This is a genomic window from Pedobacter sp. 01N416, from assembly GCF_056399685.1.
In genome coordinates, this window is record NZ_JBFTRT010000008.1 from 1 (window position 1) to 23,634 (window position 23,634).

At 39.5% G+C, this 23,634-nt stretch carries 24 protein-coding genes; 13 read left to right on the plus strand and 11 right to left on the minus strand.

Annotation, left to right across the window (positions count from 1 at the left end):
• The 3 genes from AC1DND_RS00930 to AC1DND_RS00940 all read right to left on the minus strand — a co-directional run.
• A partial coding sequence (locus tag AC1DND_RS00930) for a 3-keto-alpha-glucoside-1,2-lyase-like domain-containing protein (protein WP_477578345.1) occupies nucleotides 1-2,306 on the minus strand: 2,306 nt, incomplete at its 3' end.
• 35 nt (nucleotides 2,307-2,341) lie between these two features.
• Complete coding sequence (locus AC1DND_RS00935; RefSeq protein ID WP_477578347.1) at nucleotides 2,342-2,584, minus strand: hypothetical protein; 243 nt, start codon at nucleotides 2,582-2,584, stop codon at nucleotides 2,342-2,344.
• 22 nt (nucleotides 2,585-2,606) lie between these two features.
• The gene (locus tag AC1DND_RS00940) at nucleotides 2,607-3,893 is read right to left on the minus strand and encodes a Gfo/Idh/MocA family oxidoreductase (protein ID WP_477578349.1); all 1,287 of its coding nucleotides are present in this window, start codon (nucleotides 3,891-3,893) and stop codon (nucleotides 2,607-2,609) included.
• 225 nt (nucleotides 3,894-4,118) lie between these two features.
• Between AC1DND_RS00940 and AC1DND_RS00945 the strand changes: the two genes are divergently transcribed.
• From AC1DND_RS00945 to AC1DND_RS00960, 4 genes are all read left to right on the plus strand, one after another.
• A complete protein-coding gene (locus AC1DND_RS00945; protein WP_477578351.1) occupies nucleotides 4,119-5,372 on the plus strand; it encodes an ROK family protein in 1,254 nt (417 codons plus the stop codon).
• A 500-nt stretch (nucleotides 5,373-5,872) separates the two neighbouring features.
• A complete protein-coding gene (locus tag AC1DND_RS00950) occupies nucleotides 5,873-6,655 on the plus strand; it encodes an alpha/beta fold hydrolase (RefSeq protein ID WP_477578352.1) in 783 nt (260 codons plus the stop codon).
• 62 nt (nucleotides 6,656-6,717) lie between these two features.
• Nucleotides 6,718-7,401 (plus strand): GNAT family N-acetyltransferase, encoded by a 684-nt coding sequence (locus AC1DND_RS00955; RefSeq protein WP_477578354.1) that lies wholly within the window; start codon nucleotides 6,718-6,720, stop codon nucleotides 7,399-7,401.
• Between the two features lie 84 nt (nucleotides 7,402-7,485).
• The gene (locus tag AC1DND_RS00960) at nucleotides 7,486-7,710 is read left to right on the plus strand and encodes a CDGSH iron-sulfur domain-containing protein (RefSeq protein WP_086548824.1); all 225 of its coding nucleotides are present in this window, start codon (nucleotides 7,486-7,488) and stop codon (nucleotides 7,708-7,710) included.
• Nucleotides 7,711-7,886: 176 nt separating this feature from the next.
• Here AC1DND_RS00960 and AC1DND_RS00965 read toward each other — a convergent pair whose 3' ends face one another.
• Both AC1DND_RS00965 and AC1DND_RS00970 read right to left on the minus strand, forming a co-directional pair.
• Nucleotides 7,887-8,690, minus strand: a complete 804-nt coding sequence (locus tag AC1DND_RS00965) for a helix-turn-helix domain-containing protein (RefSeq protein ID WP_477578356.1) — start codon at nucleotides 8,688-8,690, stop codon at nucleotides 7,887-7,889.
• Between the two features lie 256 nt (nucleotides 8,691-8,946).
• Nucleotides 8,947-9,825 carry an oxidoreductase gene (locus AC1DND_RS00970; protein ID WP_477578358.1) on the minus strand — a complete coding sequence of 293 codons (879 nt, stop codon included), beginning with the start codon at nucleotides 9,823-9,825 and terminating at the stop codon, nucleotides 8,947-8,949.
• 148 nt (nucleotides 9,826-9,973) lie between these two features.
• Here AC1DND_RS00970 and AC1DND_RS00975 point away from each other — a divergent pair, with 148 nt between their 5' ends.
• The 7 genes from AC1DND_RS00975 (at nucleotide 9,974) to AC1DND_RS01005 (ending at nucleotide 14,945) form a co-directional block, all read left to right on the plus strand.
• Nucleotides 9,974-10,138 carry a hypothetical protein gene (locus AC1DND_RS00975; protein WP_477578360.1) on the plus strand — a complete coding sequence of 55 codons (165 nt, stop codon included), beginning with the start codon at nucleotides 9,974-9,976 and terminating at the stop codon, nucleotides 10,136-10,138.
• A 104-nt stretch (nucleotides 10,139-10,242) separates the two neighbouring features.
• The gene (locus AC1DND_RS00980; RefSeq protein WP_477578361.1) at nucleotides 10,243-10,641 is read left to right on the plus strand and encodes a winged helix-turn-helix transcriptional regulator; all 399 of its coding nucleotides are present in this window, start codon (nucleotides 10,243-10,245) and stop codon (nucleotides 10,639-10,641) included.
• 96 nt (nucleotides 10,642-10,737) lie between these two features.
• Nucleotides 10,738-11,271, plus strand: coding sequence for a hypothetical protein (locus AC1DND_RS00985; RefSeq protein WP_477578363.1), 534 nt, complete (start codon nucleotides 10,738-10,740; stop codon nucleotides 11,269-11,271).
• Between the two features lie 547 nt (nucleotides 11,272-11,818).
• Nucleotides 11,819-12,121, plus strand: a complete 303-nt coding sequence (locus AC1DND_RS00990; protein WP_029276735.1) for an ArsR/SmtB family transcription factor — start codon at nucleotides 11,819-11,821, stop codon at nucleotides 12,119-12,121.
• 11 nt (nucleotides 12,122-12,132) lie between these two features.
• Nucleotides 12,133-13,233, plus strand: a complete 1,101-nt coding sequence (locus AC1DND_RS00995) for an NADH:flavin oxidoreductase (protein ID WP_477578365.1) — start codon at nucleotides 12,133-12,135, stop codon at nucleotides 13,231-13,233.
• A 533-nt stretch (nucleotides 13,234-13,766) separates the two neighbouring features.
• On the plus strand, nucleotides 13,767-14,657 hold the full coding sequence (locus tag AC1DND_RS01000; protein WP_477578367.1) for a pirin family protein: 891 nt from the start codon (nucleotides 13,767-13,769) through the stop codon (nucleotides 14,655-14,657).
• A gap of 6 nt (nucleotides 14,658-14,663) precedes the next feature.
• Nucleotides 14,664-14,945: a GNAT family N-acetyltransferase gene (locus tag AC1DND_RS01005; protein WP_477578369.1), complete on the plus strand. Its 282-nt coding sequence runs from the start codon at nucleotides 14,664-14,666 to the stop codon at nucleotides 14,943-14,945.
• Nucleotides 14,946-14,951: 6 nt separating this feature from the next.
• Here the strand turns inward: AC1DND_RS01005 and AC1DND_RS01010 are convergent, their stop codons facing one another.
• Nucleotides 14,952-16,148 carry an outer membrane beta-barrel protein gene (locus tag AC1DND_RS01010; RefSeq protein ID WP_477578370.1) on the minus strand — a complete coding sequence of 399 codons (1,197 nt, stop codon included), beginning with the start codon at nucleotides 16,146-16,148 and terminating at the stop codon, nucleotides 14,952-14,954.
• Nucleotides 16,145-16,783, minus strand: a complete 639-nt coding sequence (locus AC1DND_RS01015; protein ID WP_477578372.1) for an RNA polymerase sigma factor — start codon at nucleotides 16,781-16,783, stop codon at nucleotides 16,145-16,147. The genes AC1DND_RS01010 and AC1DND_RS01015 overlap by 4 nt, the downstream gene beginning before the upstream one ends.
• Nucleotides 16,784-16,956: 173 nt before the next feature.
• Here AC1DND_RS01015 and AC1DND_RS01020 point away from each other — a divergent pair, with 173 nt between their 5' ends.
• The gene (locus AC1DND_RS01020; RefSeq protein ID WP_477578374.1) at nucleotides 16,957-17,820 is read left to right on the plus strand and encodes a hypothetical protein; all 864 of its coding nucleotides are present in this window, start codon (nucleotides 16,957-16,959) and stop codon (nucleotides 17,818-17,820) included.
• Between the two features lie 57 nt (nucleotides 17,821-17,877).
• On the opposite strand, the gene AC1DND_RS01025 is transcribed toward AC1DND_RS01020, so the two are convergent.
• Nucleotides 17,878-18,276 carry an HIT family protein gene (locus tag AC1DND_RS01025; protein ID WP_057931477.1) on the minus strand — a complete coding sequence of 133 codons (399 nt, stop codon included), beginning with the start codon at nucleotides 18,274-18,276 and terminating at the stop codon, nucleotides 17,878-17,880.
• 92 nt (nucleotides 18,277-18,368) lie between these two features.
• The gene (gene greA, locus AC1DND_RS01030) at nucleotides 18,369-18,842 is read right to left on the minus strand and encodes a transcription elongation factor GreA (RefSeq protein WP_029276724.1); all 474 of its coding nucleotides are present in this window, start codon (nucleotides 18,840-18,842) and stop codon (nucleotides 18,369-18,371) included.
• A 321-nt stretch (nucleotides 18,843-19,163) separates the two neighbouring features.
• On the opposite strand from greA, the gene AC1DND_RS01035 reads away from it, so the two are divergent.
• A complete protein-coding gene (locus tag AC1DND_RS01035; protein WP_477578376.1) occupies nucleotides 19,164-21,044 on the plus strand; it encodes a M1 family metallopeptidase in 1,881 nt (626 codons plus the stop codon).
• 55 nt (nucleotides 21,045-21,099) lie between these two features.
• Here AC1DND_RS01035 and AC1DND_RS01040 read toward each other — a convergent pair whose 3' ends face one another.
• Together AC1DND_RS01040 and AC1DND_RS01045 are read right to left on the minus strand one after the other, a co-directional pair.
• Complete coding sequence (locus AC1DND_RS01040) at nucleotides 21,100-21,576, minus strand: OsmC family protein (protein ID WP_215129683.1); 477 nt, start codon at nucleotides 21,574-21,576, stop codon at nucleotides 21,100-21,102.
• Between the two features lie 1,131 nt (nucleotides 21,577-22,707).
• Nucleotides 22,708-23,634 carry an NAD(P)-dependent oxidoreductase gene (locus AC1DND_RS01045; RefSeq protein WP_477578377.1) on the minus strand — a complete coding sequence of 309 codons (927 nt, stop codon included), beginning with the start codon at nucleotides 23,632-23,634 and terminating at the stop codon, nucleotides 22,708-22,710.

A 23,634-nucleotide genomic window follows, 5' to 3' on the forward strand; every position in this document is an offset into this window, starting at 1 on the left:
GTGAATAAGTTACCGCCTGATCCTTTACCTGGTTTTGGACGGATAGCGATGTTTCCATCTTCGATAACGTAATCAGTAGTATTACCTGTCCAGCTGTGCATATTGGTTCCATCGAACAATACTTTATAACCTTCTTTTTTCTCTTGTACACTTAGCTCAAAAGGTTTTGGGCGGGGAATTTCTTTGATATAGATATCGCGGTAAGCCACCGGCGATCCATGCGCCTGCAATTCGATCTGCTCTTCTGCAAAGATCGGCAAACTTCTGTCCCAATAATTCTCCAAAATCACATTATCGGTCACCAATTGTCCGTTCAGATAAACGGTAACACGGTCGCCTTTCATTAAGATTCTGAATGTATTCCACTCATCTAACTTGTTGTCGGCTACTTTAAGCGGTTTACTTTCATTCGTTTGATTGTTGTACAAACCACCAGACCCAACCTGGGCACCCACTTTTGTACGGGCAAGATCCCAGATCTGTACCTGTGGCGTACCGCGGAGATAAATACCCGCATCACCTTCTCCTTTTTTATCGTCGATGATTTTCCAGTCTACCAACATTTCAAAATCGCCATATTTTTTAACGGTAGCAAGGTTATTGCCATGACTTTGAAACTGTAGTTCGCCGTTGATCACTTTCCAGCTTTCCTTTGCTTCGGCATCAGCTTTGGCTTGCGCTTCGGCTAAGGTTTTTTCATCCATTTTTGATCTTTTGATCGGATCGGCCACCAATCCTTTCCAGCCGGATAAATCTTTGCCGTTAAAAACCTGAACAAAGCCTTCGCCAGCTTTCATCTCAGAAATATACTTCCGCATACCTTCTTTCTGATAACCGGCATCGCCTCCGGTAATTACGGCAATGGTTTTATTTAACAAGCCTTTTACAATGTCGCCATTGTAAGTTCCGGCCATGGTAATATTCATCACCGCGTTTGCCGCAGCCTGTTGTAAAGTAGCATTATCTAAATACTGACCTGCAAATACAATCGCATTAAAACATTTTGCCTGTTCGGTATCTTTAAGAATCTGCTGTTGTTGTGCTGGTGTTTTAGCCACTGCCATCGCATTGCGCAACAATAGTAAGCGTTGCTCAGCTGGGTACTTTGTATTTCTTACTAAAGTTAGGTAACCCACAATCGCCTGGTTCAAAAAGTCTGGATTGGTGGTGGTACGCGCAATGCTGATCAATGCATCCGTTGCGCCTGCATCCGACCATGAAGAAAGTGCTTCAATTGCAGCTTTTTTGGTGGCGTCATCGCCTGTGGCATACGCTTCTAACACCGATTTTAACGATTGCTGGCCACCTAAACTGCCCAGCACCTTATAAAACAACAATTTCTTATCAGCAGGTGTATTGCTCATTTGCTGAAGAATGGCATTGGTTTGTGCCGCTTTATCTGTTGATCCTTTTACCGAAGCAATAATGGCATCTTGTACAGCAGTAAGTTCACCGGCATCGGTGGTTTTATTTAAAAGATCAAATAATTGCGCTTTATTTTCAGCTACTGCTACATGTTGTAATGAAAGGTATGCTGCTTTTCGTACTTCAGGTTTTTTACTGTTTAATGCAGTATAAATAACTTCCGTTTGGCTTGTTGCTGCACGGGCAGCTAAAATATTAATCAAGGCAACCTGTACTTCTGGTTTAGCTTTCGGAAGATAAGCGCCAACTTTATTGGCTACACTTTCGCCTTTTATTCTTAAAATACCATTAGAAATGCCGGCAATATCTGCTGTATCTCCTTTGCCCATTAACTTCAGCAGGTCGTCTATAACCTCTTCCTGTCCAAGTTTTACAGCGGTGTTAATTGCAGCCAGTTTTACCTGCTCATCGTCGCTTTTAATTAGTTTGAGTACGGCGGGCAATGCAGATTTTGCTTTGCTATTGCCAAGCATGTCTAAAATAGAAACCTGGGTTGGGGCATCAACCTTTTTTAACTGGCTTACCCAGACTGCACTATTGGTATCATTTACACCTGCAGCAGCGAATTTAACCGCAGCCGCACGAAATTCAAACTGTTTATCGGCCATTGCAGCTAACAAAGCCTGTTGATCGGTCTGTGTTGCAGAAAGTAATTTTAAGGCCGCAGTACGTTCGTTTACCTGATCGTCAGCCGTTGCTTTTTCTAATATTGTTTTGGCAATTGTTTCTACTCCAGTTTTATCTGTTGTTATGTTTTTCTGGGCGTAAACCAATAAAGCTGCAACCGCATTGGTTTGGTCGTATTTATAACCTGCTTGTTCAGCAGCTTTTACCAAAATTTCTTTTGCAGATGCATCGCCAATATTTGCCAGGGCATACAAACTTACCTTGGTTAATGCTTTATCTGTTCCAGTAGCTAATGGCGCAATAGCTGTAGCTGCTGCTTTAGCGTTAGTATGGCCCCCCCTAAATCGGCCACTTCTTTCATATTGCGTTCTAGCTGGTCAGCATTTCTAGCGGGTAGCTGTGCCAATAAATCGGCAATACGTGTGGTTGTAGTTCTCTCGTCTTTTTTATCTTGAGCCAGGGCCCTTACCGTAAATAATGCATTTGTAAGCATTACAATGGCTAGCAGCACCAATAATATTTTTTTGTTCATGATGGTTTGTATTTGAGATGTTTTAAATAGAATATGGTGCACGCATTACGGGATTAATCAATCTGTTAGCAGCCTCATCATCTACGAATTCTTGCTTAACCGGGTCGAATTTTAACGATCTTCCCAATCTTAAGGCAGCCAAACCAATATTTACAATGTTGCATGAACGGTGTCCGTTCTCTTCATTTAAAGCGAATTTTTTCCTCGTCCTTACTGATTCTGAAAATTCTACAATCTCCGGATCAGGATCAGGGAATTGCGCCAGTTTACGTTCCAGATCAGGAATATCAGATTTAAAACCCGGATACAATTTACCTTTTGGACCTTCTATATAAGGTACATTGGTATCTTTACCTTCACCGTCTAAAATAATCTGGCAGCCATCGGCATAAGTATAGGTAATCCTGCGCCAAATGCCTACCGCATCGGTATGTTGTTGTGGTGCATCAACCTCTACAGAAATTGGGTTGGTATCATCCTTACCCAAAAAGTATTGAATCGGGTCGATATAATGTTGTCCCATATCACTTAATCCACCACCATCATAATCCCAATAACCTCTAAAAGTTTGGTGAACACGGTGTGCATTGTAAGGCTTATATGGTGCAGGGCCTAACCATGCATTATAATCTAATTCTGGCGGTACGGGTTGAGGTTCTAAATGATCTTTGCCCACCCAATAAAATTTCCAGTCGTAGCCGGTATGTTTACTTACGGTTACTTTTAATGGCCAGCCCAGCATACCACTATCTACCAATTTTTTAATCGGTTTTACAGTAGTGCCCATTCCGTAAAAGGTATCTTTAAACCTAAACCAGGTATTTAACCTAAACATTCTACCGTGCTGTTTTACCGCTTCTACCACCCTTTTGCCCTCGCCTATGGTATGTGTCATTGGTTTTTCACACCAAATATCTTTTCCTGCATTGGCAGCATCGACAGCCATTATACCATGCCAGTGTGGCGGGGTAGCAATGTGTACAATATCTACCTCAGGTAATTGTATCAGTTCTCTATAATCACTAAATGTTTTTACACCTTTATCTAACATTGATGCTGCTTGTTTAAGGTGGTTCTGATCAACATCACATATGGCTACTACCTGGGTACCTTCGTAGCCAAAATGGCCTCTGCCCATTCCGCCAACACCTATTACGGCTTTGGTTAATTTATCGCTTGGGGCAAGATATCCTTGTCCGCCCAATACATACCTCGGGACAATGGTAAATGCTGCCAGGCCAATCGCAGATTTTTTGATAAAATCGCGTCTGGTGTTTTGTTCATTTTGTGGTTCTTCTTTAGTTTTCATTTGTTTCTTGGTGTTGTAAAAACTTATATGATAGTTTGGTTCCAAAAGCATTAGGGTGCTGGAACATAGTGTTTACCAATCTGGTTAGATTAAAATTACAAGGTTAATGTTAATAAGAAATTATTGTAAAGACAAAACATCGTTGATTTCTTTACGTATTAAAAAAACTTTAATAAATTTTTAATAGAAGTTATCTATATTTATCGAAATAGTGCAATTAACGACATGAATCTTAGTCTATTAAATAACCTAACGTCAGATATTAACGATAAGCAGTCGATCCAAAAACACAAGCTCATAAAATACCTTTTTAATTTAGGGGCATCTTCAGTTTCTACTTTATGTGAAATTATGGAAATGAGTACGCCGAGTATCCTGAAGCTTCTGCTTGGCCTTATTGATGAAGGCTGGATAGAAAAGAAGGGCTATGGTTTATCTATTGGGGGGCGAAAACCCGACCTTTATCGTTTAAAGGATAAAAAGATTCTGATTCTCTGTATAGACATTGAATTATTTCATACCAAAATAGCCATTATTGACAACAATTATAATTTTGTGTTGGATGTTAAAACCATTTCAGTGCCTATTTCAAAAAGCAGGACTGATTTTTTCAATATTTTACGTACACACCTTCAGGATATCTTAAAATCGGCAGGTATTCAGCATAGGCAGTTTATTGGCTGCAGTGTTGGCATGCCTGGCTTAATTGATGCTGAAAAGGGAGAAAATTACAGTTATTTCCTAAGCGATGATGAAAATATCCCTTTAACAGCCGCATTTGAAAAAATGCTAAATATACCTGTAGTGATCCAAAACGATGTGAATGGCTCATCAATGGCAGAATTTACCCACGGAATGGCTAAGGGCAAAAAGAATGTACTCGTATTGTTAATGGATTGGGGTGTGGGTTTAGGCATTATAATGGACGGAAAATTGAGGCAAGGTAACTGCGGTTTCTCTGGCGAATTGGGCCATATGCCTTTTGTAGAGAATGGCGCACTCTGTTACTGTGGAAAACACGGCTGCCTCGAGACCGTTGCGTCTGGAAACGCACTGTCAGAAATGGCAAAAGAAGGTATTTTATTGGGCAAAAACTCTATGCTCACTAATCTCTCGAACGAAGAACTGGAAAGAATTGAGCCCGCCCTGATTATTAAGGCAGCYAATAAAGGTGATCAATACGCTATTCAGCTGCTCTCCAATGTTGGCACTCACATGGGCAAAGGAATAGCTGTTCTGATCCAGTTATTCAACCCCGAACTGATTATTTTAAGCGGCAAAATTGCCGGGGCCAAACAATACATCACATTACCCATGCAACAGGCAATAAACACTTATTGCATGACCCAAATCAGAGAAAAAACAACGATAGTTTCTTCCGAGCTGGGCGAAAACTCCAGGCTATTAGGATATGCCGCAACAGGTATCGATCAATTTCTGGGCGCCTATATCAAAAAAGTAAAAAAGCTTAAAAAATAAGAGCCTGTTTAATTTAATTATAAATTATTAGTATGTCAGTCTGAGGGATAATTTATTTTATAAAAATCAATATTAATGACAGGAGAATTTAAAAAATTAAATCTCCTCAGATTATCGTCATTGCGAGAAKGCTTTTTCAGCCGACGAAGCAATCTTACAACTATCGCTAGTAGCGAGCGCTTTAAGATTATTCATTTTCGCAGTTGTTTTTAACGGCATTCATGAGCTCACTCCGTTCGGTTATCTTCGTGCCTCGCAATGACGATCTTTCTATTTGGGCTGTCAATGGTAGTGTAGTCGAAGACCCGTTTTTCGATACATTAAAAGCAATCGACTCCCCTCAGGGTGACAAAAATGTTAGATAAGTAAAATAATTGTATCAAATTTAAACAGGCTCTAATATTCCGAATGGCGCAAACCACCCTAAATTTGTCTGTTATTGGCACCTTATTTTCAGATAGCTTATTTAGATTTGTATAGCAAATTTTAAACCGAGACCGATGGCAACATATAAAAAAGCAGGACATGAAAAGATAAATGGCATTAACATGTATTATGAAATTTACGGGGAGGGAGAAATTCCGTTGGTATTGATACATGGCGGCGGTTCCACCATTCAATCTTCATTCGGCAGACTTATTACTTTTTTGGCRAAATCCGGTCGGGTTATAGCTGTTGAGCTTCAGGCTCATGGACGTACCAGCGACCGTGACCAGGCAGAATCTTTTGAGCAGGATGCAAAAGACGTGACCACTTTATTAAATCAGCTAAAAATAACGAAAGCCAATTTTCTAGGCTTCAGCAACGGCGGAACAACAACCTTACATATTGCAGCACACCATCCGGCTGTGGTGAATAAAATCATTGTCATTTCGGCCAATTACCAACGGGAWGGTTTAATTGATGGCTTTTATAATGGCTTTGGAGATGCAACCATCGACCATATGCCCGAACCGCTTAAAACAGCTTTTTTAGCAGTAAACCCAGATCAAAACGCGCTGCAAACGATGTTCGAAAAGGACAAACAGCGCATGCTCGATTTTGTCGACCTCAGCGATGACGATCTGAAGGGAATTACCGCCGATACGCTTTTAATGGTGGCAGATAAAGATGTGATCAAGCCCGAACATGTGGTTAAAATGTCGAGATTGATTGCAAATGCGCAACTGGTTATTTTACCTGGTATGCATGGCGCTATGATTGGTGAAAACCTGAACCCGGATGTAAGCAACAAAACAATTGAGATTACAGCACATCTGGTGGAAACTTTTTTAAACCAATAATGATTTTAGCTAATCTGTGTAAAAATTACCTCGTCTGATTTAGCATTTAATATCTTTGCGGGATGGAACACGTATTGGATAATCCAATTTATTATGCCTTAACATCCGGACATAGCCATATTGCAAAAGGCCTTGAAGAGGTAAAATATTATATCGAAGATATCACCGCATTTGCCGGCTTAAAAGATAATTCGCAGGAGAATCTAGACACGCTTTATCAAATCAGTCCTGCAGAAAGCCTTTTCGTATTTTTCTCCAAAACACCGGTCGAAATACCTAAGAAGTGGAAATTGCTAACCCATATCGATATGTTTCAATTTGTTTTTCGCGGCAAAGAAACACCAACTGCAGAGGCAACTGGAATAACAGACCTTAGTCTGGAACACGTTACAGAAATGATCGACCTGGTAGAGCTGACCAAACCAGGACCATTTTTGGCCAAAACCATCGAGCTTAGTAATTACACAGGCATATTTGTTGATGGGAAATTGGCAGCTATGGCCGGACACCGGTTCCATCCCAGCCCTTACCGTGAAGTAAGTGCGGTTTGTACTCACCCCGATCATTTAGGCAAAGGTTATGCTTTTAAGATTTTACAAGAACAGATTAAAAGAATATTGCTCCGTTCGGAAATACCGTTTTTACATGTTAGAAATGATAATGAAGCCGCCATTAAACTTTATCATAAATTGGCTTTCGAGATCAGGACAGACATGATTGCCTACGTCATTAAAAAAGAGGCTTAGTCCAAGAAGAGAATGTTTCTAAATAGAAAACCGTTCAGAAATTACCACTTCAATGCTTTAGTTTTGCACTAAACTAACACATACATGTCTAAAACAAAACTTACCATTAACAATAACGGCTCTGTTAAAATTGAGGGCGATTTCGAAATTGTAGATAGAAACGGGAACACATATGGCTTACAGGGCAGAGAAGTACTTTCGATCTGCCGTTGTGGTTTATCAAAAAACAAGCCTTTTTGCGATGGTGCACATAACGGCCATTTTGAGCATGAGGCAATAGCCTTTGATCTTCCTCCAAAAAAGGTTTAATAACGAAATTAAAATTTTAAAGAGGTTGTATCATAAATATAGATTTGTCATCCTGAGCTTGTCGAAGGACCTTTTAAATTACTCCTTAAAGTGTTTCGACAAGATCAACATGACAGCATCTGAGGTGAAATCACCTTTATGATACAACCTCTTTTATATTTTGAAAGCAGCATAAATTAAACACCTACCCTGGATGGCGCCATGCCATAAGCTTTTTTAAAGGCGAAAGAGAAATGCGACAGGTCTTTAAAACCAACTTCGAGATAAACATCTGATGATTTCCAGCCTTTTTCGGTCAGGAGATAATAGGCATCATTCAAGCGCTTTTTCTGCAGCCAGCGATTGGGAGAAAGGTTAAAGATCTTCTCAAAATCCCTTTTAAATGTGGCCAAACTTCTTCCCGTTAAATAAGCAAAACGGTTAATATCTACATTGAATTTATAATTGGCATTCATATAGGCTTCCAGATCAATTTTTCCAGGTTCCGAAAAATCGAAAAGCACATCTTTTAATATTGGGTTGGTCTGCAATAAAATCATTACTGCTTCTTTAACTTTTAAATCGATCAAAGCCTGATTAAACGCGTTATTTCCGTCTAAATATGGCCATATCGAATCGATATAATTCTTCAAAAGGCTGTTGGCATCTAACACCAGACCTTTAATATCCTGATTCGGCTTTTGCGTATGCAGATCATATTCGTTGCTGATGCTATGCAGAATATCCTGGTCGATGTTAATGCTAATCGACTTAAACTCTCCTCCTGCTGGCGGGTATTTGGTATACCGGGCCAATTGATTTCGCCTGAAAAAACGAAAATCACCATCCGAAAACACAAATTTCTCTCCTCCGATAAAAATTTCAGATGTACCAGCAATAACCAATCCCAGCGAATGATTGGGAATAAACTGTTCGCCCTCACTACTTTTCTGGGCATAACACGAATACAGGATATTTGGGCGTTTCTCTTGATTTGACATCTTGATCAAATTTATAGATTTATGGCGAGACATCGTCATCCCCGTGCAGACGGGGATCTTAATGCAAATAAGCCTTGGTAATGGCATTAAGATTATTCATAAGTTTTCCTTTTTTCAGAGGCATTCATGAGCACTCCGTGGTTCCCAATCAACCCGATAGCTATCGGGTTGGGAATGACGTACCGCCAAATATGGATGGATCTTTAATAAATTTCTCGACTGCGCTGCACTCCGCTAGAAATGACGATGCAACCAATTATTTCTTTGTAAAAGATTTACCCAGGTCAGTTGCCAAAAAATTCTCAGCCTCATCATGATCGGTTGATAAACTTACGTCCATCCATTTCTCCATTTCGGCAGTTCTGGTAACATCAGCATGTTTAAGCATTCCAATGGCTTCACTTCCAAATACCAGGTGTACGGGTGGCTCAGGGTGCTCTACCAGTGCCAACATGGCTTTCGCTGCTTTTTGCGGATCGCCCATCGGTATAAAGTTACCACTTTGGAAAAAATCTGAGCGCTTTTCTACAGTAGATTCGTACCCTTCAACGCGAGGTGCATATGACATTGAGGCACCAGCCCAATCGGTACGAAAACCGCCAGGTTCTACACAGGTTACATAAATCCCTAAATCCACTACTTCTTTTGCCAGGGATTCACTAAAGCCGCTCAACCCAAACTTTGCAGCCTGATAAATACTCACCCCGGCATTACCTACTCGCCCACCTATCGAGCTGATTTGAAGAATTCTGCCCGAACGTTGTTTGCGCATAAATGGCAATACAGCTCTCGTGATTTCGATCGGTGCATATAAATTTGTTTCCAACTGACTGCGCACCTGTTCTTCGGTAAAAGCTTCTGCTGCACCAACAATACCAAAACCCGCATTGTTAACCAAAACATCTATTTTACCAAAATGGGCTACAGCCGATTCTACTGCCAGATACACCTGATCGTAATCGGTAACATCTAAAGTGATCGGAAAAATCTGATCAGGATATTTTTCTACAAGTTCTTTTAAAGCTGCTGTATTTCTTGCTGTTGCCGCAACCAAGTCGCCTTTTGCCAATACTTGTGCTGTTAGGTCACGTCCCAATCCACGGGAACTACCTGTTATAAACCAAACTTTTTTCATTTTTCTAAATTTTATAGAATCAAAGGTAGGTTGATAATCGAGGTGAAGCTTTGCTTTAAGGCTCAATTTACTTTGTTAAAAAGCTCAATTGGTTTATCAGAACTTTTRAGTACAATCTGCTGTTAATTAATTAGTAAATACTTGGGTTATGGCGAAAGAAAAGAAAAAAGGAAAAAAGAATAAGCTCGGTGTTAAAAATTCATTGGTAAACAATATTAATGCCCGAAAGAAGAAAGGGAAATCGAGGTCTAAGAAGAAATCAAAAATTAGTAAAAAGGCTTATAAAAAGATGCAGAAAGGATGGAAAAAGTAGCCGTTTGTTATACTGCTGTCAAATCTGGATAGTTTTACTATCTAAAAGATACTAGTATCCCAAAGGATAGTGCTATCCTTTACGAAAGCTTATACCTTTGTATTATGGGACCAAGAAAAGAACACCGTAATAAAGAAACCTGTACGGCAAGTTTAAATGCGGTAAAAGACGCACTCTATGTGTTAAATGGCAAGTGGAAACTTCCTTTGATTATTTCTCTGCAAGAAGGACCACTGCGTTTTAATGAGATCCAAAAATCACTTGGAGAAATTACACCCAAAATACTGTCGAAAGAACTTAAAGATTTAGAATTAAATGAATTTGTGATCCGGAAAGTATTTTCTACCACTCCGGTTACCGTAACTTACGAGCTTACCCCTTATAGTGAATCGCTTGAAAGAGTAATTGATGAACTAAGGGATTGGGGATTAAAACATCGCGAACGGTTGGTTAAAAACAGAAAAAGCGAGTTGGTTGAAGCTGAAATGGCGACCTCACTTTAGGCCGCCAAATTTGATCTACTAGACCACCCATTTTGCTCAAAAAAGCAAAAAACTGATAATGATAAAATTCGGCTATCTTTGTACAAAATAAAATCGATGGCGGTATTACATAAAAAAGAAGAAAAAATTCAGGCAGTGCTGGGTAGGTTGCCTAAAAAATATACAGACGAACAATTCGTAGAGATGTTTATCAGACTTTACTCTAAAGATTGGGGCAAAATTAAATCGGCTTACATTAAACAATCTCAGGATAAAGAACCTGGAACCATCATCAACATGCCAAAACCAGAGGTATATTTACGACAGATCCTGGCAAACTATCTTCAACAAGATCATGCGCCGAAAGCAGTAGAGGTTAAAGAAGAACCTGTTGTTGAAGCTCCGGTTACCGAAGTTAAAAAAGCGAAAGCTCCGGCTAAGAAGAAAGAAGCCGTAGCTGAAGAAGTACCTGCTGAGGTTAAAAAAGCAAAAGCACCTGCTAAAAAGAAAGCTGAAGCAATTGAAGAACCAACTGTAGAAGTTAAAAAAGCTAAGGCGCCTGCAAAGAAAAAAGCGGAAGCAATCGAAGAGGCTCCGGTAGTTGAAAAGAAAGCAAAAGCAGCAGCAAAAAAGCCGGCAGCAAAAAAATAAAAAAATATTTTACGTCAAATATAATAAATCACCTTTTTGGTTGTTTATATATATGAGAGCGTTAATTTAGATGACGGGGATAGGTCGGTATGATTTATCCCCGTTCTTTTTTGACTTTTTTTTCGGCTATTTTATCGTTTATCTTTTTTTTAATTATTAGCCACGGGAGCAGAGAAAATATTGATCTGCAATTCTTATTCTAAGAGGTCTTTATCAAAAAATCCAGCGACCAATCACAGCGCGATACGTCATTCCCAACTTGATTGGGAACCACGGAGTGCTCATGAATACCTCTGAAAAAAGGAAAAATTATGAATAATCGTAATGCCTTGGTAGGATTTGTATGTTGCATTAAGATTCCCGCCTGCGCGGGAATGACGACCGTTCTTTAAAATCTCTCATATTACAATCTGTCAGTAATAGTGCAACGAAGAATCTTTTCAGCGCGCACCATATTTCATTTTTATCCATTGGCATGTTTTACATCCAATTGTAAACTTTATTCTTTTAATTGGTATATCGGGAAAAGTCGATATACATTTGTACCATGGATCAAGTAGAAATATTCAAAGCCCTTTCGAACAAAACACGTTTACAGATTTTAGGCTGGTTAAAAGCGCCTGAGCTACATTTTCCAGAACAGCCCAATGCCGATTTTGAAAATGTAGGTGTTTGCGTTGGGCAGATTCAGCTTAAAAGTGGTTTATCACAAAGTACCATTTCCGAATACCTGTCTATTTTACAGCGCGCCGATTTAATCAGTTCAACGCGCTTAGGCCAATGGACTTATTACAAACGCAATAAAGAAGGCTTAGAAAAATTAAGCGAAATCATCAATACCGAATTATAATTTAGAAACATATGAACACAGATAGTTTATTTAGGCCTTTTAGCCTTAAAACATTAAATATCAAAAACAGAATAGTAATGGCCCCAATGACGAGGTCATTTTCTCCAGGTGGCGTGCCAACAGCCGATGTTGCTGGCTATTATGCAAAAAGAGCGGCTGGTGAAGTAGGTTTAATTTTATCAGAAGGAACCGTAATTAACCGTCCATCTTCTTCTGCCGATCCTAACATTCCACATTTTTACGGTACCGAAGCTTTGGCAGGTTGGGAAAACGTAATTAAAAGTGTACACCAGGCCGGTGGTAAAATGGGACCGCAGATCTGGCACCAGGGCATTATGGATAACCATGCATCAGGCTGGTTACCAAGCACACCCTTCGAAGGTCCATCAAGCTTAAACAAACCAGGTTTCGAAAACGGTGTACCGATGACTGATGCAGCCATTGCGGATACCATTGCGGCTTTTGGCCAGGCGGCAGTAGATGCCAAAGCGCTCGGTTTTGACACTGTTGAAATACATGGCGCGCACCAATACCTGATCGATCAGTTTTTTTGGGATGGCACAAACAACCGTACCGATATTTATGGCGGTAAAACCTTAGCTGAACGTACTCGTTTTGGTGTTGAAGTAATTAAAGAAGTACGTAAAAGGGTTGGGGAAGATTTCGCGCTGATTATCCGCTTATCACAATTTAAACCTGCTGCCTACGATTTTAAACTGGCCAAAAACGAGCAGGAAATGGAACAGTGGTTAACGCCATTGGCCGAAGCCGGAATTGATATTTTTCATTGTTCGCAACGCCGTTTCTGGGAGCCTGAATTTGAAGGTTCTGACTTAAATTTTGCAGGTTGGGCTAAAAAAGTAACCGGAAAAGCTACGATCTCAGTGGGCTCAGTTGGTTTGGATGGCGATTTCTTTGGCGCTTTCGCAGGCCAGAGTTCACAGCCGAGCTCATTGGATGAACTGGTGCGCAGAATGGACCGCGGCGATTTCGATTTAGTAGCCGTTGGCCGTCCGCTTTTAGCAGATCCGAACTGGGTTGAGAAAATTAAAAACAACCTTACAGAAGAATTGAAAGGCTTTAGCAAAGAAGCTTTAATGGAATTGGTATAAACACCATATTTTTTCTTTTTAAGTTTAGAAAGGCATCTCGAAAGGGATGCTTTTTTGATAAGGAGGCATCGTCATCTCGATCCGATAGCTATCGGATGAAACGCAGTGAAATGGAGAGATCTACCCGCTCCGTCAGCTGTTAACATGATGAGTTTAGAAATAATTTTTCTGCCACGGAAGCACAAAGGGCACGGAAATTTTCTTGATCATTTGAAAAGCAGTACCTGTATTACTTCGGTTTCACCAGCCCCGCCCTTTGCTTAATCCGACTGAAAAAGTCGGGATAACGCTGTCGGTCGGGTTTATTTCACTTCTGACAGTAGCAATGCCGTTGCCACCTAAACCCGATCAAAGCGAGATGCCGATTTTCTTCAAATTGGCAGAAGCGGGAGCGGGACTACAATAACCCAAAAGCTTCTGCAATTGATTTCCAAAAAACAAACTAAGCCTTTTTCATGGCACCAGATATTACCAAACCAATCTGCCTTAGGATTTTTTTCCTTAAATTCACGTCATCAAAAAATTGATTATCCATGTCGAATATTAAACTCATTATCGAAGAAAGACCAGCAAATATTGGCAATTTTATGGTTGGCAGGTTACTGCCTTTCAGAGAGAAACGTATGGTTGGGCCTTTTTCTTTTATCGACCATATGGGCCCTGCTGCAATGAGCGATCACGAAAATCTCGACGTTCCACCTCATCCACATATCGGTTTATCTACCTTAACTTTTTTATTTGAAGGTGAAATTACACATAAAGACAGTTTAGGTTCGGATATTGTAATTAAACCCGGGCAGGTAAACTGGATGACTTCGGGCAGCGGCATTGTACATTCGGAAAGAACCCCCGAACATCTTCGCCATACCGATAAAATGCTCCACGGCTTACAGATCTGGGTAGCCTTACCCAAAGATTTGGAACAAATGGAACCGGAGTTTTGCCATGTAGAAGGGGCAGATATTCCAAGCTGGACAGAAGATGGTGTAAGTTTTAAATTAATCGCAGGAGAAGCTTTTGGCTATAAATCTCCGGTTCCGGTATACAGTCCGCTATATTTTTTAGAATTAAAAAGTACCAAGCAGCAAAAGCTAAACATTGGCGATTACCTGTTTGGCGAAAGTGCACTTTATATTTTAGAGGGTGCGATTGAAAGCGAGGGGAATATTTTTGAGCCGCGTTTAATTTTAATTGCCAACGACGCCAAACTATGCGAATTTACCATGCACGAAAACACCACGGTTTATATTTTCGGAGGCGAACCCTTTCCTGAAGAGCGTTTCATTTACTGGAACTTTGTTGCCTCTGACAAAGAATTGATTGAAAAAGCCAAACAAAAATGGTTAGATCAAAGCTTTAAACCCGTTCCTGGTGAAACAGGTTTTGTGCCTTTGCCAGATCAAAATCCAAAGATCAAGAAATAAACCCTGATGGAAATACGACAGATTAACAACGAAAAGAAAGGGCAGTTCGAAGCCTTAGAGAACGGCTTACAAGCAGGCGTTATGGCATATGTTTGGGCTGGCCCTGGCAAATTCATTATTGACCATACCGAAGTAAGTCAAGATTTTGCTGGCAAAGGTGTAGGGAAAAAGTTAGTGCTTGCCGCCGTAAATTATGCCAGAGAAAACAAGATGAAAATTCTTCCGCTTTGTCCATTTGCAAAAAGTGTTTTCGATAAAACCTCAGAAATTCAAGACGTATTATTTTAATCTTAATTAATTCTTCCTGCCAAATAAATTCATATTTACTGAAACGGCCACGCCTGTTGATGATAATTTAGAATTTCCGTAACCAATATTGGTTAAGGGTATTTTCATAAATGGTTTAGCGCTAATGCTTAAATTATTATTTATTTTGTGCTGAAACTCGATACCAACATTGGCTATACCTAAATAATGCTGATTCTGGTTTCTGACTTCGTAGCTTTGAGGGCCCTGATAAGCTCCATTATAAGAATAGCTGTATTTCTCTTTCAACATCAAATAACTAGATAAACCTGTACTTACTGAAATCGAATTTCTACGCCCATCAAAAACCTTATAGTTCACATTAATAGGAATATCAATTACATCGCAATTGGCATGAATATTTGCTGGGTTTGCCTTAAAAACATAATTGCTGTTAGGGTTGTATTGGCTAAAATCTGAGTCGTAGATTTTCTTAGCATAAGCTGCCCCTGTAGTAACACTCAATTTCTTTGTTAAGAAAAGCGTAGCCTCTACCCCAAAACCACCACTTAAACTACTTTTGCCTGATTTCTGCACACTGGTTAAATCGGGTGCAGCCAGAATACTTAAGACAAATCTTGATTTTTTCTTAAAAATTGGGTCTTTAATTCTTGGCATTTTGCCTCGAACAGGATCAGCTACAAGATTCTGTTTTTCAAATTCTACAAGCTTGGTTTCGGCTTTTATTTCTGGATTATAAATCACATCCGCTAAAAGGTTATTATTACTACTATTACCTTTCTCAATAACTTTTGGAAAAATTTCGTGGACGAATCCTGTTCTGATTATTTTTTGATCTTTGCTATCTTCCGCTCCTTTATTACTTTCTGTCAATAAACTTTCTTCCCTATCCTTGGCTAACGAATCATTGTTGGTTGGCTTTTCGATTAAATCTGCCTTATTATCTAAAGGCTTGTTGTTCTCTTTTTTGTGGGCATTTGTATCTGTTTTCACCAATGAATTGTTTTTTGACTGATCACCATTCGGCCTAACCAATAAAAAAACCACCAGCAACATTGCGGCTACTGCAGCCACAGCAGTTAACCAAATTAACGGCACTATCCTCCTTTTAGATGTTGGATGCAATCTCTCTTCCAGATTATCCCAATCTAAATCATTAAAAGGAAGATCGGGATTTTCCAATCCATCCTTAAATAATTTATCTATATCTTTTCCCTCTCTCATTGCATGTTTGTATTTAACCTCACCTGTAAAAGGTTTCTATCTACCTCCGAACTCCTTACCTGGTAAGTTTTCGCATCTGTAGTTTTTAGCATTTCCTGTAATTTCTGTCGCGCCTTAAACAGGTTCGACTTTGATGTTCCTATCGATATTCCCAGCATTTCGGCAATTTCCTCATGGCTATAGCCATCTATAGCGAAAAGGTTAAAAACCGTTCGATAGGCCGGACTTAGGTTTTGAACCAATGCTAACAAATCATTATAAGCTAATTTATCGTACACAGAGTTTGTATGTGCAATATTTTCATGATCCTGAATATCTACATGATCGGCGAATTTTAAATTGGCACGATAATAATCAATGGCAGTATTGGTTATTATCCGACCGAGCCAAGGCAAAAAGGCCTTCGAAGTTTCGTATTTGGTTATATTTTTAAAGGCTTTAAAAAAGCCATCGTTCAGTATTCCTGCAGCATCTAGCCGATCGTTTGCATAACGCAAACAAATCCCCATAGCAAAGCTATAGAAATGTTTGTATAGTGCTTTTTGACTATCCCTTTCATTTCTAACGCACCCTTGAATATACTTTTGTATAATATCTTCACTATCGCGGCTAGTGGTCACAGGTTCTCCTTTCAAAATACATTACGGTAAGAAATTACAAAAGGTTGCCTCAAAAAAGTATTTTCTTAAAATAATTATTATTCGTTCGGTTATGCTAAAATTCTCTTTTCAACAAGCAACCATTTACAAGCTGACGGCGTAATAGCAGCATATTAATGATTAAAGTTAAAACTAAAAACAAAAATCTTATGCTAATCTACTTAAAAAGAAATCTATTGGCTATCGTTTGCATAGCAATGGTATTTACAGCCTGCAAAAAAAGCAGTTCAGACGAACCTACAACACCACCCGTTACCAATAACAATAAGGGGATTCAATTGGCAACAGATGCCAAGTTCGGGACGGTATTAACTGATAAAGACGGTAAAACTTTATACTTTTTTGCATCTGATGCTGCAGGTACGCCAACCTGTACCGGTGGTTGCGAAACCGCATGGCCCCTTTATTACTCAGCTGATGCCAGCACCGATTTAAACCTGAACAAAGCAGAAGTTGGAGAGGTTACCCGTGCTGATGGCCGTAAACAAAGCACTTACCGTGGTTATCCACTTTATTACTTTGCTAACGACGTTGCAAAAGGAGATATTAAAGGCGATGGTGTTAGTGGAATATGGTTTGTGGCTAAACCCGATTATTCATTGATGCTGGCCAATGCACAACTGACCGCGAACAATATTAATTACACCAGTACCTATGCTGTTGGCGATGGCAAAACCATTTACTTAACCGATAGCAAAGGACGTACGTTGTATGCTTTTGCGCCAGACAAAAATGGTGTAAATACCTATACAAAAAGCGCTACACAAGAAGGTATTTGGCCAGTTTACGAATCTGAAGTGCTTAATGTGCCCTCGGCTGTTACAAAAACTGATGTTGGTGTAATTACTGTGGCTACAATTGGCAAAAAACAGTTAACTTATAAAGGATGGCCTTTATACTACTGGATATCAGATGTAAAAAGAGGTGATAACCTGGGCATAGTAATCGGAAAAGGGCCAGGTTTAACTTGGCCGGTATTACAGCTAAATGCTACAGTTGCTCCAGCGCCATAAATAATTTGGGTTAGGCGGGTAGAATGGTCGGCTGGTGTTTTCACAGCCGGCCTTTTTTTATACTTCTAGTAAGGCTTGTTTAATTTTTTCGGCAGCTTCAGCCAATTCTTCGCTGGTTGGCTTTAATTTTTCTTTGCTAAAATTCATATCGCTTACATTATTCATTGGTATTAAATGAATATGAGCATGTGGAACTTCCAATCCGATAACCGAAACACCCACTTTTTTGCAAGGGAAAGCTATTTTTACACCTTTAGCTACAATTTTAGCGAACATCCAAAGGCCAACATACAGATCTTCATCCATATCAAAGATATAATCGGTTTCAATTTTCGGAATAACCAAAACATGCCCCGCCGTTAAAGGCTGAACATCTAAAAACGCTAAATATTCTACAGTTTCAGCAACAACGTGTGCACTGATTTCGCCTGCAACAATTTTTGAAAAGATAGTCATAAGGTGGAAGGTTAAAAGGTGTAGGGGCTGGGCGGTTAGGGTCAAGCGTTTGGCGGTAGGCGATTAAACGCTCATCGCCAAACACTATCCGCTTATCTAGAAATTTCTAGCACTTCGAACTGCATTTTACCTGCCGGCACTTCGATTTCGGCGAATTCGCCTACCGATTTACCTAACAAACCTTGTGCAATTGGCGATTTAACAGAAATTTTTCCTGTTTTTAAATCTGCTTCTGTTTCAGCTACCAACTGGTAAGTCATGGTAGCACCGTTTTTAACATTCTTTATTTTAACAATCGATAAAGCAAGTACTTTCGATAAATCTAATTTAGACTCATCAATTAAACGTGCGTTTGCCAACGTATTCTTTAATTTTGAAATTTTTGCTTCATGCAAACCTTGCGCTTCTTTAGCAGCATCGTATTCTGCATTCTCCGATAAATCACCTTTATCCCTTGCTTCTGCAATTGCTTTAGATATTAGCTGACGACCGGTGGTTGTTAAATAATGAACTTCCTCTTTTAATTTATCTAACCCCTCTTGGGTGTAGTATGTTACCTCTGTCATTGCTCTATTAATTTTATTCAAACGCTATAAAAAACAAACAAGACTATATAGTTGGTTTGCTACATAGTCTTGCTTCAATTATAACGAAGATAAAATGTGGAAATTACAAAAGCAAATAAAAAATTAAGAAGCGACCAATATTTTAACCTTTTGTGACGCTCAAGGTCAATTTGAAGCATTAATTACGCTTTAAAATAAAGACAAACACATTCGTTCCTTATTATAATTATATGTCAGAATCACCACAATGGTAACATTCATTTATACACTTATCCAAAATTCAACCATTAATTCTATTTTTAGCTAAAATTATTCGTAAAAATGAAAAAGTTATTATCTATTGTCCTACTCATTTGTTTGGGTGGTTATACCGTTTCCGCCCAAGAACTTTATATGCCCAGAAATATAAAAGCAGCATATGCTAAGGGCACCCGTGCCACGAATGGAAAACCTGGCCCTAACTATTGGCAAAACCATGGTAAATATAACATGGATATTAAGGTAGACGCCGAAACCAAAGTGGTAAGCGGTAAAGAAGAAATTTTGTACAGTAACAACAGCACTGATACTTTAAGAACTTTGGCAATCCGTTTTGTAAACAACCTGCACAAACCAACCTCACCGAGAGGTGGTGCAGTAAGTGAAGATTTTTTGAGCACAGGCTTAAATATCAGTTCTTTCTCTGTTGATGGCGAAACGTATAAAGTAGATAGCAAAAATTGGGGAACAGTTGGCAATGTAAAACTGAACAAGCCGTTGCTACCAAAATCGAAAATTGCGGTTAAAATAGAGTGGGATTACCCATTATCAAAAGAAAGCGGTCGTGAGGGACAGATTGATCCAAACTCATTTTTTGTGGCTTATAGTTATCCTCGTATCTCTGTATTTGATGATTATAACGGCTGGGACCGCATTCCACACACTGATAGAGCTGAGTTTTATAACGACTTTAACGATTACGAGTTCGCAATCAGAGCGCCTAAAAACTATGTAGTTTATGCAACAGGCGATTTCCAGAATCCTGATGAAGTGTTACAACCAGAAATTTCTGCACGTTTAAAAAAATCGTACAATGGAGATGAGGTCATTCATATCGCTACAGAGCAAGAAATGAAAGATGGCAAAGTAACCCAGCAAAAAGACTGGAATACCTGGAAATTTGCAGTAAAGCACATTACCGATGTTACTTTTGCTTTGAGCAACCATTATGTTTGGGATGGCGCAAGTGTAATTGTAGATAAAAAGACCAATCGCCGTGCAAGTGCCCAGGCAGCCTACAATCCAACTACCGGAACAGATTTTACCAACTCGGTTAAATACAACCTTAATGCTTTAGATTGGTTCTCGAACAATTGGCCGGGCATCCCCTATCCCTATGCTAAAACCATTGCTTTTCAAGGTTTTGCGGATATGGAGTATCCGATGATGGTTAACGATTCTCAATTTGGCGATCCTGTTTTTGCACAATTGGTTCAGGACCATGAAGTAGCACACACTTACTTCCCCTTTTACATGGGCATTAACGAAACCCGTTATGCCTATATGGACGAAGGCTGGGCTACAACATTCGAATATTTAATCGGTATTGCAGAACACGGTAAAGAAGCTGCTGATAAGTTTTACAAAAACTTCAGGGTAAATAAATATATCAATGATAAATCGACAGAAGAAGATCAACCGGTAATTTCCATGTCCGATCAGGTTTCGGGTTCAGGTTATGGGAATAATTCCTACGGAAAGGCTTCATTATCTTATCTCGCCTTAAAAGATATGCTGGGTGATGAGCTATTTAAAAAAGCATTGCATACCTATATGGGCAACTGGAATGGCAAACACCCTATTCCATGGGATTATTTCAACTCGATGAATGCGGGATCTGGACAAAATTTAAACTGGTTTTTCCAAAATTGGTTTTTCACCAACAATTATCTTGATTTAGCCATTGCCAAAGTAACACCTGCAAAAGGAAAATCTACCCTAACCATTAAAAATATTGGTGGCTTTGTTATTCCTTTTGATATAGTGGTTACTTATACCGATGGGAAAACTGAAACGATTCATAAAACGCCAGCGGTTTGGAAAGCAAACCAGAAAGAGGTGAATGTAATAGTTAATACCGCTAAAAAAATAAAGTCAATTGGTTTAGATAATGGCATTTATGTAGATGCTACGCCGAAAGATAATGTTTGGTCAGCTAAATAGTTGACAGTACACAATTTTCAGTTGGCAGTTCGATATGACTGCCAACTGAAAGCTGTTAACCGTTTTCTGCTTTACAAGTAGGTTCGTGTTTAACTGGAAAATTTAATGAATTGGCAATAAAACACATTTTATTTGCCTCATGATGCAGCGAAGCTGCAAGTTCGTAATGTGCCTTATCGGCTATTAAAACCTGGGGATGAAGGGTAACCTCTCTAAAACGGCCACTGCCATCAGCCGATTCTTCCATTGTACCTACGGCCTCATCCTTATAATCAATCACTACAATTTCGTTTTTAGAGCATAAGTGTAAATACCAGAGCATATGACAGCTGGATATTGAGGCCAATAACAGATCTTCTGGGTTATATTTAGATTTATCGCCCAAAAAAGCAGAATCAGATGATCCTGAAATATCGGCTTTGCCTTTTACTGAAATTACATAATCGCGATCGTACGAACGGTAATCCATTGTACCCGAGCCTTTATTGCCCGTCCAAGTAACTGTAGTTGAATATAAATGATCTTTCGGCATGATAAAATTGGTTAGATTGTATAGCCAATTTAAGAAAATAAAATTGAGATTATCTATTTTTTAGACCTATATGATTTTAAAATCTCATGGGGAGTGCACAGATTTCCGTGCTTTTTCCCTCGAAAATCTGTTAGGCCGGATAGCAGGATGCAGATAGTATGATGCAGAGACAGGCATCCGTAGATTGATTACTTTGAAACGATGAGGGGCACGCTGGGTTGTCATCTCGACCGTAGTGGAGAGATCTTTGTACTTTCTAATACGGTCGTCATCCGATAGCTATCGGATCCCGCACAGGCGGGAATCTTAAACCATAGGCGGCTAATACATCCGGGCGTTTTGTATTTTGCCTTCCCCCACCATTTTCCATACCCCGATACCGACACAGCTGTGGCCCAAAATAACCCTAGGCTATGTTTCCTTTCACCTTTTATTTAACTATTGTTAACCCGCCAACCTAAAGCGATGCAAATCTTTGACATCGCTGATCTTCAACGTGGTTCTGTTTCAACCAAAGCAAGTCCGAAGCAGTAGGCAAGTAGGTGTACAGCAAGGCATAGCCAAGCCTGGCCAGAAGGTGGCTTGAACGTGGGGTAAATGTGGCGTAAAGGTGGGGTTTAAGGATTTTTAATCAGATCGATTAAATTGAGTAATCATCCTTTTGTTTAACCACAATATACTAAAATTATGGCGATCCAGAATGGAATAATCAAAATTAACGGGCAACTGGGCAATCTTGTTTTTTACAAATGCAGAAGTAACTGCAGGGCAATGCTCAATGTCATTAAGTTAAGCACCATGCCTTTGCCAGTCTGAGCTTGTCGAAGACCTTTTTATAGTCGAAAACAAAAAACATTTGTTCTTCGACAGGCTCTCCGTAGGAGTCCTTTGGACAGGATGACAATATTTTTTGTTTTCTACTTAACTTAATGATATTGGGTAACGCTTCACCCAGGGTTAGATGGCAGAAACAGTTGTTTATTTTAGGGTTTGAGGGTCACAACCGCTCTGTATGAACCCAATGTAATGAATCCCGATGTTAAGTCGGGAGTAATGGAAAGCAGGACAGAACCTCAAATATTAGCAGTGCCCCCTGCGTTCCAAATTAAACTAAGTCAGGGTTATGATTCACTAAAAATTAAGATTCCTTAACTTCTCAGCCAAAACCTCCGAAATTTTCCGGTAAGAATCGAATGTCCAGCCACCAACATGCGGAGTTAAAATCACTTTTTCGTTATTTTTTAGTTCATCATACCAAACCTGTTCGCCCAATGCAGGGAATTTTTCTGTTTGCAGCACATCCAGTCCGGCACCTAAAATCTTTCCACTTTTAATCGCACTCAACACTGCTGGCATATTTACAATTTCTCCCCTTGCGGTATTGATAAAGAAAATGGCCTTTTTAAAATGGAAGAAATACTCATCATCAACCATCTGTCTGGTTTCGGCTGTTAGGGGAATATGCAAGCTCAGTACATCACTGTGTTTCACAATTTCTTCCATGCTTACCTCACGGGCAAACGCATCAGAAAATCCAGTTTTATATTTATCATAGGCCATTACATCAACCTCGAAACCCGCCAGTTTCTTCGCAAAACTCTGCCCCATAAAGCCATAACCAATAATCCCCACCTTTTTGCCTTTCAATTCGTAACCACGGTTACCTTCTCTATCCCACACCCCGTTTCTAATCTCAATATCGGCCCTGCGGAAATTATTCATTAATGATAGTAACAGACCTGTAGCATGTTCGCCAACAGCATCACAATTGCCTTCAGGTGCATTGATCAATTCGATATTTCTTTCAAAAGCAATTTTATCATCAATATTATCTAAGCCAGCCCCTGCTCTTGCCACAAACTTTAAGTTTGGAGCGGCAGCAAAAATTTCGGCGTCTATCCTAAATTTCGTTCTTACTGCAATACCTGTATAATCTTTTATTTTATCTAATGTTTGTTGGCGGGTAATCTGTGGTTCATCATCAACCTGGTAGCCCATAGCAATGGCCTGCTCTTTAAATGCAGGGTGCAAATCATCAACAATTAATATCCTATTCAT